Annotated in this window: 14 protein-coding genes; 4 read left to right on the forward strand and 10 right to left on the reverse strand. The window is 59.2% G+C overall.

Annotation, left to right across the window (positions count from 1 at the left end):
* Positions 1-5: 5 nt before the first annotated feature.
* The 6 genes from ABSB13_RS00685 to ABSB13_RS00710 all read right to left on the reverse strand — a co-directional run bounded on the left by ABSB13_RS00685 (position 6) and on the right by ABSB13_RS00710 (position 4,024).
* Complete coding sequence (locus tag ABSB13_RS00685) at positions 6-515, reverse strand: cytochrome c oxidase subunit II (protein WP_428104581.1); 510 nt, start codon at positions 513-515, stop codon at positions 6-8.
* A gap of 118 nt (positions 516-633) precedes the next feature.
* Positions 634-1,308 (reverse strand): SCO family protein, encoded by a 675-nt coding sequence (locus tag ABSB13_RS00690; RefSeq protein WP_428104583.1) that lies wholly within the window; start codon positions 1,306-1,308, stop codon positions 634-636.
* Positions 1,286-1,783 (reverse strand): TlpA family protein disulfide reductase, encoded by a 498-nt coding sequence (locus ABSB13_RS00695; protein ID WP_428104639.1) that lies wholly within the window; start codon positions 1,781-1,783, stop codon positions 1,286-1,288. Before ABSB13_RS00695 ends, ABSB13_RS00690 begins: the two co-directional genes overlap by 23 nt.
* Positions 1,784-1,862: 79 nt before the next feature.
* Positions 1,863-2,864: a hypothetical protein gene (locus ABSB13_RS00700; RefSeq protein ID WP_428104585.1), complete on the reverse strand. Its 1,002-nt coding sequence runs from the start codon at positions 2,862-2,864 to the stop codon at positions 1,863-1,865.
* Between the two features lie 117 nt (positions 2,865-2,981).
* Positions 2,982-3,248: a hypothetical protein gene (locus ABSB13_RS00705; protein WP_428104587.1), complete on the reverse strand. Its 267-nt coding sequence runs from the start codon at positions 3,246-3,248 to the stop codon at positions 2,982-2,984.
* Between the two features lie 113 nt (positions 3,249-3,361).
* Complete coding sequence (locus ABSB13_RS00710) at positions 3,362-4,024, reverse strand: ZIP family metal transporter (protein WP_428104641.1); 663 nt, start codon at positions 4,022-4,024, stop codon at positions 3,362-3,364.
* Positions 4,025-4,222: 198 nt separating this feature from the next.
* Between ABSB13_RS00710 and msrA the strand changes: the two genes are divergently transcribed.
* A complete protein-coding gene (msrA, locus tag ABSB13_RS00715; protein ID WP_428104588.1) occupies positions 4,223-4,858 on the forward strand; it encodes a peptide-methionine (S)-S-oxide reductase MsrA in 636 nt (211 codons plus the stop codon).
* Between the two features lie 72 nt (positions 4,859-4,930).
* Here the strand turns inward: msrA and ABSB13_RS00720 are convergent, their stop codons facing one another.
* Positions 4,931-6,721: a B12-binding domain-containing radical SAM protein gene (locus tag ABSB13_RS00720; protein WP_428104590.1), complete on the reverse strand. Its 1,791-nt coding sequence runs from the start codon at positions 6,719-6,721 to the stop codon at positions 4,931-4,933.
* 249 nt (positions 6,722-6,970) lie between these two features.
* On the opposite strand from ABSB13_RS00720, the gene ABSB13_RS00725 reads away from it, so the two are divergent.
* Complete coding sequence (locus tag ABSB13_RS00725; protein WP_428104592.1) at positions 6,971-7,207, forward strand: hypothetical protein; 237 nt, start codon at positions 6,971-6,973, stop codon at positions 7,205-7,207.
* A 143-nt stretch (positions 7,208-7,350) separates the two neighbouring features.
* Positions 7,351-7,932 carry an HdeD family acid-resistance protein gene (locus ABSB13_RS00730; protein WP_428104594.1) on the forward strand — a complete coding sequence of 194 codons (582 nt, stop codon included), beginning with the start codon at positions 7,351-7,353 and terminating at the stop codon, positions 7,930-7,932.
* A gap of 11 nt (positions 7,933-7,943) precedes the next feature.
* Here ABSB13_RS00730 and ABSB13_RS00735 read toward each other — a convergent pair whose 3' ends face one another.
* Both ABSB13_RS00735 and ABSB13_RS00740 read right to left on the reverse strand, forming a co-directional pair.
* Positions 7,944-8,333, reverse strand: coding sequence for an Hpt domain-containing protein (locus ABSB13_RS00735; protein WP_428104596.1), 390 nt, complete (start codon positions 8,331-8,333; stop codon positions 7,944-7,946).
* 269 nt (positions 8,334-8,602) lie between these two features.
* Positions 8,603-9,502: an RluA family pseudouridine synthase gene (locus tag ABSB13_RS00740; protein ID WP_428104598.1), complete on the reverse strand. Its 900-nt coding sequence runs from the start codon at positions 9,500-9,502 to the stop codon at positions 8,603-8,605.
* A gap of 39 nt (positions 9,503-9,541) precedes the next feature.
* On the opposite strand from ABSB13_RS00740, the gene ABSB13_RS00745 reads away from it, so the two are divergent.
* A complete protein-coding gene (locus ABSB13_RS00745; RefSeq protein ID WP_428104600.1) occupies positions 9,542-11,623 on the forward strand; it encodes a tetratricopeptide repeat protein in 2,082 nt (693 codons plus the stop codon).
* A gap of 4 nt (positions 11,624-11,627) precedes the next feature.
* Here the strand turns inward: ABSB13_RS00745 and ABSB13_RS00750 are convergent, their stop codons facing one another.
* Positions 11,628-12,452, reverse strand: coding sequence for a hypothetical protein (locus ABSB13_RS00750; RefSeq protein ID WP_428104601.1), 825 nt, complete (start codon positions 12,450-12,452; stop codon positions 11,628-11,630).
* Positions 12,453-12,784: the final 332 nt, after the last annotated feature.

Below are 12,784 nucleotides of genomic sequence, written 5' to 3' on the forward strand. Positions count from 1 at the left end.
CGTAGTCAGTGGGAAGGGATTTTGTCGGTTGATTCGGCTTCATCAAGCAACCGCTGCAAATGACCGGCGGGAGAATCGCGCCCCGCGTGGCCATCGTGGCCGCTATTCAAAGCGCAGGCTGGCGCAACGCTCGTATGCGGCGGCTTGAACTCCGAGGGGAACAAACGCTCGCGAGCCGCCCACTGATCGAAGCTGCCGGGACTGCTCGCCAGCACGCGAAATCGCATGCAGACGGTTGCACAGCCACAACTCGAGTCGCAATTTCCGTGGAGCTCGCCCGGTGATTTGACGACCAGATCGAGCGGGCGCGTCTTGCCGGGCACGAGTTCTACGGGGTCCTTCATCCCAGCCACCCAGAAGCTGTGGAGCACGTCGGCGGAAGCAAGCTCGAGCCGAACGTTGGTAGCGCTTGGAACGTGCAAAACATCGCTGGTCCTGATGCCCAGAGAGGGGTAATCGAATTCCCACCACCACTGATGCGCGACCACTCGGACCGTAAGCGTAGGCCCGGTCACGCCAGCACCGAGCGTTCGACCTAGAAGGACCGCTCCGGCACAGATGCATGCCAGACCTATCATGGCTCCTACCAATGGCCTCGACGATTTCATGCGTTCACTTCTTAAAGGGTACTGCCTAATTGCCGCTGTCGCCACCCGTGACCGGCTCGCGCGCCACGGTTCGCTCCACGTCGCTCGCGACCCGACCCGGATCGGCCTTTTGACCCAGGTACTGAAGCAATGCATTACCGTTGGCATCGACCAGGAAGAATTCGAGAACGTGATCGACCGTACCATCGGGTTCGCGCTGTCGAATCACGTTGAATCGCGCCATCTCGTCGTCGATCTGTTTGGGCGTTCCAGTCAGGAACAGCCAGCCGCTAACGTCGGCGCCCTGCTTGTTCGCATATTCGAGAAGCTGCTCCGGGTGATCGTGTTCGGGATCGACCGTGATCGACACGATGCGGGCCTCGGTTCCGAGCTTGGGACCGAGTCGATTCGCGATCTGTTTCATCTGGGCCGTGAGCAGAAGACACGGTCCGGGACAGTTGGTGTAAATGAAATCGAACAGCACCGGTTTCCCTCTCAGCGAGGCCAGCGAAACGTTGCGGCCATGCTGATCGACCAACGTGATGTCGGGTAAGCAGTCGGAGGTATGGAGCACCGGGAATCCTCCGCGCTCCCCGATATCTTCAGCCGGCCGACGGCAACCAATCAGAGTTACCGCGCTCACGATGACAGCCAGCATCGTCAGGCAAAGGACTCTACTGAAGCTCTGCTTCTTGAGATTAAGGCTTAGCGTTGGGGTCACCTGGATTCCCTGAAGTCTGCGTCGCGGGTTTCTCCGCCAGCAGCGGCAGCACGGCGTCCGATAGACTCTTCTCGGTAACCGGCGTTTGGTCGGGTGTCAGCTTCGCGCGGATGACTCCGCTGCGATCCACAACGAATGTGACGGGCAGAACATCGGGCGAGCCGAAATCGTTGACTTTGGCGTCATCCAGCACCGCCGCCGGATAGCTGTATGATTGCATGACCTTGGTCACGTCGGACCGATCGTGCGGGCGGTCGGTGCTGAGACCTATCATCTCGAGCCCCTGGCCATGATAGCGCCGATAGAACGCGTCGAGAGCCGGCATTTCCTCTCGGCAAGGCGGACACCAGGTGGCCCAGAAGTTTACCACTACGACTCTCCCGTGCTGTGCACTTAGATCGAATGCCTGACCATCCAGTTCGGGCACCGCCAGCGCCGGCGCTGCCTTACCAACAGTCGCGGAAGCAAACGCCATTGCAGCCACACATAGGATCATGCCGACTCCTGCTGCAGCAGGCCACAATGTCGCTCGCCTCACGATTGCTTTCCTCGCTTCAGAAGCTATAACTCAGGATTGCTTTGATCGCGTAGGGCGCCGACAACTGATAGCCGTTCATGTTCCGAAATATTGGCAGTTCGATATCGGTATAGAACCTCAGGGATTTAAATGCCGTCTCAAAACCGGGGGCAACTTGTACTCTGAAGTAGCCGCTGTCATAGGCGTCCCCATTGGTGCCACGGTCGCGGGCGCGGTCGCTGACCAGAAACGTCAGCATGGGGGCAAGTTCCGTTACATAACCGACCTTACCGAAGTCGTAGTATGCCCCATACCCTGAGTCGAACTCGCGGCCGTTCTTGTAGTGGTCCTGATACGCGAACGGCTGGTCGTACATGCCTTGTACATAATAGCCGAAGGGCCGATCCTCCAGTCTGACTATCGGAATAGTGCCCAGATGGTAAACGCCGAGCAGCAAGTCGGTGCTGCCCGTCCCAATCTGGGTGTCACGATCCCATTTCGGATAGTGCCAGTCGCCCGACGGAACCTTGAGGCCGCCCAAAAAACCGGTCGACATGTCTTCCTGCAAGCCGGTCCACATACCCATGATGCGGATGTCACCTATCGAGTTCGAGTCGTACGAATGGACATCGTCGTTGTTACCACTGTAGGCGCCCCGGTAGTTCCTTTCCCAGTAGGGCACTTCCAGCATCGCGCCCCAGCTCCGATCGAACATGTATTGGCCGCCGACGGTAACGAAGTTGGTCGCCAGCTTCTTGTCGTTATTATAGAAGCCGGAGGCTGGCTGCGTCGCGTGCCAGTCTATGTACTGGTTCATGAAATCGTACTCGGTCCACACCATCCCCCCGGAGCCGGTTGGAAGCAGCGAGGGCGTCGCTACCTCGAAGACACCGCACCCGCATGCACAGGCCCAGCTCAGACCGGGCGTTAGACCTACGAGCAGAAGGGCAGTCAGCAAAAAGCGCCGGGTAGCTTTGGCGGCGCCAGGCAGGGAGTTAGCCACTCCCGCCAAAGGGCCAAGCTCAGAAATCCGTCGCATAGAACATCTCCCAGCAGACACCTTGCGATGCGCCGCTTGCCTGAAAGAGAAACCATCGCGCCAAGACATCTTGCGGCGCCGGGAACCCATATCGGGAACGCCGTCGAACGAAAGTTCCTAGGCGAAGTGCTTTGGCGGCGGGGTGTCGGGAGCGACCTTAACATCGACTAGTCGCACTGCGTTCTTCACGGCAGTCGAGCCCAGCGCGCGGAGAATGAACTCCGGCAAAGCCGTCGCAGGGCGTGCAATCAAGGTGTTCGACACGCGGTCGAACATTTGAATCGGCTGGCAAATGTTGATGGTCAATTCTGGCCGGCTCGGTCCGGAGACGACGATCAGGCCGGGATTCGAGGGAACGCTGGCCAACAACATGACGATGGCCACAATTAGACTCAGGTCCCGCAAGTCCGCCTTTGAAAACAACTGCCTCATGTCGCAGCGACCAGTTCTAAAGCAATCCCCGCTCGCGTTCAAGCTCCGCTGGCTTTATGTTCGTTTCATCCGCGCAGCAAGCGGGTAATCAGAAAAATTATGAGCATCCCCATACAGGTGGCGACGCCAACCAATGGAGAGTCATGTTCGCGAGCTTCCGGCAGTAGATCCGAGGCGCCGATGTAAAGAAAAGAACCGGCGAAAAATGCAAGCAGCCACGGCAGGAGTCCCGCCCTCAAATTGAACATCAGCGTCGAGGCCGCACCGAGGACCGGCGTCAACATATCCACTACCAGCCAGAAAATGGCGCGTCTGGGCGAATTTCCATGCGCAAGAACGACCGTCACGGTGTTCAGTCCGTCGCTGAAATCATGCGCGATTATGCCGAAGGCAATTAAGAGTCCCATCTCGACGCTCGTCTGGAAGCCGACACCGATTGCAACGCCGTCCAGAAAACTGTGAAAGGCCAGGCCACCCGCGGACATCGCGCCAAGCTCCATCTCATGAGATGGCGCCAAGTGAGGATGTTCGCGCGCACGGTGCATTGCCGTGTAACGTTCAAGTCCGAAGAAGGCAAGGAATCCAAGCGCGGTGATCGGCATGTACGATGAGCCGTGAGGGAAAGCGAAGACTTCCGGCAGTATGTCGAACAGCGCCACCGCCAACACCGCGCCGGAACTGAAGCCGAGCAGCAAATGAAGCCGGTCGCGCAACCGAATGGCCGCCATGCCGCCCAACCCGGTGGAGATGAGCGTGACTAGAGCAAGAAGTATCGGCGCGAATCGCATGGATGGACTTTGCTCAGAGTTCAATACCGATGGTCAAAAAGCCAGTCGCGGTACGCCGCGTTCCTCGAGAATTGCTGGATGCTAGTATGAATGAGCATGGGGAAACATACGCGCCATGCACCCGGAGAAACCACACCGATGACGTCACGAACGAAGTGGATACTAACGGTCTTGCTGGCCGGCGGCGTTTTGTTCGCGCTGACGCCGATTGGCGTTTCGGCCGAAGCCGCGGGCAACGGCGGCGCCACTGCGGTTTTTTCGGGCGGCTGTTTCTGGGGCGTGGACGGCGTTTTCAAGCATGTGAAGGGGGTGTCCAAAGTTGTTTCCGGATACGCGGGAGGAACTGCCGACACCGCGAACTACGAAACCGTCGGCACGGGAACGACGGGGCATGCTGAGTCGGTGCAGGTCACTTACGATCCTTCGAAGGTTTCGTACGACGATCTGTTGAAAGTATTTTTTTTCGTCGCGCACGATCCGACCGAGCTGAATCGACAGGGCCCGGATTCAGGAACTCAATATCGGTCCTCGATTTTCTATGAGAACGGCGATCAAAAGAAGATGGCCGATGATTACATCGCCCAACTCGAACGCAAGCATTCATTCCTCAAGCCAATCGTAACCAAGGTAGTTCCGCTCACCGCTTTCTACCCGGCCGAAGACTATCATCAAAACTATCTGGCTCTGCACCCGGATAATCCCTACATCGTCGTCAACGATATGCCGAAACTCGAACGGCTCCGGCAAGACTTCCCCGGCCTGTATCAGCCATAATCCCGAAGGCGGAGAAGCATACTACTCCGCGTGGAGCAGGCCAGCGTGCGATGCAAAACGATCGCGGCGCGATCATGCGACGGTGTCGCCGCGACTCTCGATTTGACGCATCTCCTCGGCGCGCGTGCGGGCCTGATCGGCGGCACGGCGCGCTGAATCCGTTGTCTGGTAGAGCTCGAGCTCGGGGCCGAATTCACCATCAGCAACCGGGCTGAGCGCGACATCGGTATAATCCTTCGACGCCGGATCGTTCTCGATCTTGCGTCGCAGCCGCTCCAGCCGCCAGAAAAACCACAGGCCGGGCACATAGGTCGCTGACATCTCTCGCGCGCGCCGCAGAAAAAATCTGAGCGCGTTCTCGCGCGGAAAACCAGGACGGCGCTGCGTGCGCGGCTTGCGGCGAATAACGCCGCCTTGCAGCGGATGCACCCGCTCGTAGGCGTGACTCCCATAAAAATAGAAAATCATCGAGGCGATCCGCCGCGTGCGCATTCCGCTGGCGGCGGCCCGCTTGATCAGCGTCTCGATGTGCGCCGGCGAATAGTACAGGTGCCATGCCCGCTGGTAGATATCCTGCCACTGGGCGGCGCTCATCCGTGGATGATCGGCGGTCGCGTGCTCGGCGTCATACTTGTTGGTATCCGCTTCCATTCGCTCGCCGCGCAGGTACATCTCCTGGTGATCCTTGGAGCCGGGCAGCGGCGTCAGCATGAAGAACTCCATGATGTCGATCGGGAGTTCGCGCTGGATGATCTGGATGTCACGCTCGATGCTCTCGGGGGTGTCGGACGGGAAGCCGAGGATGTAGCCGGCATAGGTCAGAACCTTGGCGCGCTTCCACGCCTGGAGCATCCTGCGGTATTCGGTGATGCGATTCTGACCCTTCGATGCGCCCTTGAGGCTGTCGGGATTGATGTTCTCGAGGCCGATAAAAACTTTCTTGCACCCTGCGCGCACCGACTTCTCCACGAAGTTCGGAATTTTGTGGCACATGGTGTCGACCTGCATGATGATGTTTATCTTCAGCCGGTCACGGTGCTTGAGCAGGATGATGCGGTCGAGGATGGCTTCCCAGTTCCGATTGCGCGCGAAATTATCGTCGGTGATGAAGAAGCTCCGCACGCCTTGCGCCGCGTGCGCGCGAATCAACTGCTCGATGTCGTCGGCGCTGCGATACCGCGACTTGCGCCCCTGCACATTTATGATCGTGCAGAAGCTGCAGCTGAACGGGCATCCGCGCCCCGCGTCGAAGCATCCGAGCGCCCCGGCGTAGCGCTTGACGTATTTCATCGGAAGGAACGGCAGCGGCTCGCCGTCCATCGCCGGCAAATCGGCCATGAAGTTGTAAACCGGCGGGAGACGGCCCTCGAACGCAGCGACGAGCAACTCGTCAAGCCGGTGCTCGGCCTCGCCGGCGAACAGAGTGATTCCGAGCGCGAGCGCGTCCTTCATCTCGGGCGGCATCTCGGGAAGCATCGCGAGACACCCGCTGACGTGGAATCCGCCGATCGCGACCTGGATTCCCGCGGTGCGCAGTTCGCGCGCGATATCAACCGCGCGGGCAAACTGGTTGGTTTGCACTCCGATCATCAGCACGACGCCACGGTTCGAGTTGCGCTTGAACCGGCGAATTATCGAACGCACCGGGACTTTCGCGTTAGTTTCGTCGTGCGCCGCGATCTCGAGATCAACTCCCGCGCCGAGGATGGACCGCGCCTGCGCGTCGAGCGCGAGGCCGTAGATACTCGACAGCGAGCTCGACGGCACGAAGCCGCGCCACCATTGGATGAGATAGCCGTCGTCGTCGTAATGCGACGGCTTGATCAGCTCGACAAGAAACGCGGTGCGACCCGCTTCTTTCATTTTTTTCCCAAGCATGAGCAATTTACTCTATTGGTTATCCACAATTCTGGCTACCTGCGGCATTGTCCGCTGCTCGCGCGGAGGAACCTCGATATTCTGCGGATTGGATCGAGCCGGGAGAAAGAGTAGGTATTGCGCTGGTACAAGTTGGCATGCACTCCTATCAGAGTATTGATAGGACGCGAATCATAATGAGCGGTTACACAACGGCGCGAGCTGCATATAGCAAGCGCGTCAAAGGAGCGAATCTTGGACCTGGATAAATTAGTGACAGAGTTGAAGGAGGAGGCCGACCGGCTCGGTCGAGCTATTGCGGCGCTGGTGGGATATCCCCTTTCAGGGGGCGGCAAGAAGACGCGCGCCGGCAGGCCAAAGGCGGCCACGCCGAAGAGGCGCAAGCGCGGAGGCCTGACGCCGGAAGGCAGAAAGCGGTTGTCGATCGCGATGAAGAAGCGTTGGGCAGAGCGCAGGAAGAAGGCTCTGTAGCAAACTGCTCGAATCGACGCGAAGACATAAGCCTGCGCTGTCCGCGCGAGTTGGCAGCGCCAATCGGCGGGAGGCGATTGCAGCCGCCCGCCAGCTGATGCGCAACTTGTTTACTCAAACCAGGTAATCAAGGAGAGATCAGGATGGCTTTGCTTGTATCGCAGTTGGGAATCGAAGAAGTAAGGGCGCATCGTACCTGGTTCCTCTGCCTGGGAGCGGTGCTGATCGTCATAGGCACCATTGCGATAGGTAGCACCGAACTCATGACGATGGTTTCCGTGATGCTCCTCGGATGGCTGCTGATCTTCGGCGGCCTGTTCGAAATCGTTCACGGATTCGCGCGACGCGCCTGGGGCGGCTTCTTCATTAATCTCATGGGCGGCGCGCTATACGCGGTGACCGGCATCCTGATGATCACGCATCCGGGAGTGGCGGCCGTGACGCTCACCTTGATGATCGCGATGCTGCTGATCGTCGCCGGCACTTTTAGAATTTTCGTAGCCTTTTCGACTCCAATCCATCATCGGGGATGGCTGATCCTGAACGGCGCAATTTCGCTGTTCCTCGGATTTTCGATCATGAGTTGGTGGCCGAGTTCAGGACTGTGGGTCATCGGACTATTCATCGGCATCGATATGATTTTCGACGGCTGGACCGAAGTGATGCTTGCGTTGAGCAGCGGGGGCAGCGGAGGATCTGCAACCGCTCAAACCGCAGGTCCGTGATCCTGCCCCAGTTAACCCACAGGGCCGCGCATATAGTTGGATCGATAAGCTTCCAGCGCGGTGCGGACTCGTTGCGCTTCCACGACCATGGAACCGATCGCCGTCTGAAGGCCGTCGGTCTGCCCGTGCCTGGCCCGCGCTTCGATCTCATGCGACAACTCCATAAGGCGCAGCGCGCCAAAATGACCGCTGCTGCCCTTGACCGCGTGTGCGGTCGCCGCAATTCCGGCGCGGTCGTCGCGGCTCATCTGCAAGCCGATTGCGTGTACCCGTTCGGTTAAATCGGTAAGGAACACGCCGATGATCTCGGCGACAAATTGCTCGCCCAGTTCATCGCTTTCGGCGAGCTGAGTAATCGCCCGCATGTCGATCGCCGGAACCCTCGCGGTTTCAATGCTCACTCTTTTTCATCCGGTGCCTGGTTCGCTCAATCCCACCAAGCGCGCACAGCATGCCTTCGCGCCTGATCGATCCAAGTTGCGTGCCGCCGCGATACCACGGCGTGCAAATCGGGACCGACGCCTGCAATGATTGGCTGTGGCGGGCAGTCGCGCGCCTTATGAATTCCTGGAAGTTTTGAACGTCGATACCCGGTCCCATCGCGAGCCGCGAGAGTCGTCAAAATCGCGCCGCAGTGTCATTTGTTTGCCGCGGCGGAATTCGGCCATGCTCACTTTGCCCGCGCGACTCCGCGCACCTCGATCAGCGCCATCAGCCGGCTTGGCATAGCGATCCGGAAATCCATCGAGGCGCCCGACACCGGATGGCAAAACTTGAGCTCGCACGAATGGAGCGCGAGGCGCCGCGCCGGATCGATCGTCGCGCCATATTTACGATCACCGACGATCGGATGACCCAGGCCGGCCATCTGCACGCGAATCTGGTTTTTGCGGCCGGTTTCGAGCGTCAGCTCGACCAGCGACTTGTCTTGGCCTGTTCGTAAGACCCGATAGTGCGTGATTGCCGGCTCGCCACCGCGCTCGACGCGATGCATCCGCAATGACTTGCTCTCTACAAGATTGTCCCGAATCGTGCCATTGGCCTTCGCGAGCGCGCCCTCCACGACGGCAAGGTATTTTTTGGTGACGTCCTTCCAATTCTGCTGAAGGACCGCCTGGATCGGGCGGCTTCTTGCGAACATCATCAAGCCGGAGGTCTCGCGGTCGAGTCGATGCACGATGAAGGCCTGTTGCGCCGGCGATTTTGTGAGCGCCTTAAGATGTTCGTTGAGGATCCGATGCGCGGTTCTCTCTTTCTCGCCTTCCGATCCCATCGAAAGCAGCCCCGCTCGTTTGTCGACCACGACGATATCATCGTCGAGATAAATGATTTTCAGGCCTTGGCGCTCGATCGACGCGGCGGGGATTTGCTTGCCCGCGGCGATAGTCACCACGTCGCCCGGCTCCAGCTGGGTATCATGCCTGACGGCGGTCATTCGCTTTACGCTCACCGCCCGGAAGCGCAGAAGATCCTTCGCCTGTTTGCGCGACAGTCCCAGTGGCAGGCCGATCAGATACGGCAGCAGTTCGCATCGCGACGAGACGCTGAACTGATGGTCACGCGTAGGCATTGCGGTAATATGGTCGCCCACTATCGATGAAGCGGCAAGATGAGCAGCCCGAATCAACATATCGCCGACAGGTTTCCGTGGCTTACCCGCGCACGCGCGGTGGCGGGCGCCTTTGGAATCGCGCTGCTGGTTGTTTTCATCTGGCCGCATGCTCGGCTGGTTACCGATTTAGTCATCGTCACGGCTATTCCGGGGACGATTGGGGCGATCGGGTTCGGCTTGACGTTCTGGTCGAGAGCTCGGGTTCAGATTGGGCGGCGACGGCTTCGATATAAGGCGGTGCGACGAATCGCGGGCATCGTCGCCCTAGCCTGTCTGCCGTTCCTACTGATTCAGCGTGCCTCGATCTATCTTCGTAGCCCGCGCGAGGTCGTTACTGAAGCTTCGGAAGCCTACCCGGACATGAAGCGCTGGCGAATCCAGGTCGTCGTCGCGATCGCGCATCTCGAGGGTGACGACGGCAAGCAACTCGAAGGGCGGTTGCGCGACGCGCTGGCTGACCTCGACCGCCGTCTGCACATCACGCCAGTCATCCTGAATCGCATCATTGCGGTTTCGGGCCGTCCGCAAGGGATCGCGCACCTTGACGCGCTTGGAGCGGTAACCGATGTGCGCGTCGATGCGTTGATCTGGGGCGGCGCGAAGGGCGTCGCACAGCCGGCTGTCGGCCCACTCTACGAGACGAGTTTCGGCAGCAACGCGCAATTCGGCGGGGCGTACCTTCCAGCCGACTTCAAGCTGCCGGAATTGCCGATGGACGATCTGTGCACGGTGCTGCGTTTGATCGTCGCGACTCAAAGCGGCGAGTTCATGCAGCAGTGGGATTACAAATTTGGCGACGCGCTGGAGCCTTTGATCAAGCAGGTCCGCGCTATCGCCGACGATCCGCGCAAGACCGCGGGCTGGAGCGCCGACACGCGCGCGCGAGTCAACCTGGTGCTCGGCTTCGCCAACACCACCTCTGGCCGCGAGCTCAGGTCCGAAGATTCCCTTCATACTGCCATCGCCTACTTTCAGCGGACGCAGGCCGATTGGACGCGCGAACGCGATCCGCTCGAATGGGCGATGGTGCAGCAAAATCTTGGTTCCGCGCTGAGCGATCTATCCGCCATCAACCTGCAGGCTGCGCCTCTACAGCCGGCGGTGGCGGCTTACCAGAACTCGCTCGCAGTATATCAGTCACGATCTGATCGGCTCGATTCGGCAAAGGTGCAATTCAGACTCGGAATCGCGTTCGAGAAAATCGGAGCGCATGAAGAGGGCGTGGAGAGCCTGCGTCGGGCGGTGGATTGTTATCGCGCGGCGTTGAAAGGATTTGACCCTCGCTATTACCCGGTTTACTGGGCAGACGCTCAACGCTACCTCGGCAACACCCTTGCGACGATGGCCGACCGGGTTCCGGGCACCAAAGAACTCGACGAGGCAATCGCGGCCGATCGGGAAGCATTGAAGTTCTATCGCAAGCAGACATGGCCAATATATTGGGCGGTAGCTCAGCACCAACTCGCGCAGAGCCTCTGCCAGCTAGGCGATAAAACCTCGAATCGCGACGTATTGAAAGAGTCGGTCGCGTTATACCGGCAAATCCTCGATGGGTACCCGCGCCAGACCAATCCGCAGGACTGGGCAGGGATCCAAATCGATCTCGGTAATGCATATCTGGCACTGAACAACCTTGACGAAAACTCCGGGTACGCGGACCAAGCCGCTCGCGCATTTCGCGCCGCCTTGGAGGAGCTATCGATCGAGCATCAACCGACGGATTGGGCAACTGCAAAAGCCGATCTCGGAAATGCCCTCTCGGAGTTGGGGGAGAAAACCGGGTCGGACACTTATTATATCGAGCAGGCGATCGACGCCTACCATGACGCGCTCAAGGTCATCACGCCGGACCTCAATCCAATCGCGTGGGCATGGACGAAGTACAACTTGGCCGGCGCGCTGGTTGAGCTCGGCGAGCGGGACGCAGGGGTCAGGCATCTCAAGGAAGCAGTCGATAACTACCGTGACGCGCTGACCGTGTTGTCGAAAGATAAGTCGCCGGAACTGTGGGGAAAGATACAGGACAATCTCAAGATTGCGCTCGACGACCTGCATCAGCGCGGCTGGAAGGGCAGTTGAAAAACTACTCGCGGCTCGGAGTGGCCCCGCCCAGCGCGGGCGCCTCTTCGTGTTCGTCGAGAACGACCCTCTTGTAGGCGAGCGCGGGCCCCGCGAGCGCCGTCGTCGCCATCGCGATCAGCAGCATATCCAGAGATCCCCGGGTGGCCGCCGCAAGGCCGGGCGGGTGATATCCGATTAGCGAGTCGAGAATTTGGCGGATGACGAAGTATGGAGCGGAAGAGAGAACGATGATCGCGGCGAGCCGCTCGATATTTCCCCTGGTTTGCTTCCATGCGGCCGATATTCCCGCATACTTCCGGATGGCGATCGCCGGAAAAACGAAGGAGAGCCGGACGAATCCGATCGCGAACAGAACAAGTCCTGCGACCATCAGCACTCCCGCCCACATCACGACCTCGTGGTCAAAGTTTCGCTGCCCATAGCGCACGAGTGCGACCGAGGAGCCGGCAATGATCACTAGCGAGATCACCATCACGGTGGTCGCCAGCAGGTATAGCCATTGAGTCCGCGAGTAGGCGAACGGAGGGTCGGTTGCGATAGCCGGACGGCCATAGATCGCCAGCTTCGACCAGGTTACGGAAAACGGCGTGAACAGAACAAAATGCGCAACCGCCATCAAGGCACTCATTGCATTCTTCGACGCGTCTTCGCGCGCCAGCAGAAAGCTGATCGCACTTACCGCAAGCATCAGCAGAAATGGTACGCCGCCATACTTTACGAGTTCCGGCAGATATTTGAACGGCAACCCCAATGAATCCGCCACGATGGGGAAGACAGGCAGCTCGATCACCGTGAATCGCCGCTGACTGTTTGTTTGCTTATTCACTTTTCACTTTTCACTTTTCGCCGTTCGCCACCGCATGACCAATCGGTTCGATCGTGCACGAGTCTGGCAACGGGATCACGCACTGGCAAGTGAACCCTTACTCGGGCGAGGCAATTTAGGAGAAGGATCCGGGGTCGCTGGGCTTCGCTCGGGATGACGCAGGAAGGCCGCCTCGGTAATCCGAAGATTGCGCAACTGTGTCGATACGCATCAGCAGAGTAAGTCGGTGATGCCATGGGCGACAGCGCCGGATCTAAGCGAATGACATTTTAAATTAACCAATCTAATGACTTTGCCAAGGCTTCCACGAAGTCGCGCAGATGTTCGCTTTG

It is taken from the genome of Binatus sp. (SeqCode), from assembly GCF_050013435.1.
Taxonomy (GTDB): Bacteria; Desulfobacterota; Binatia; order Binatales; family Binataceae; genus Binatus.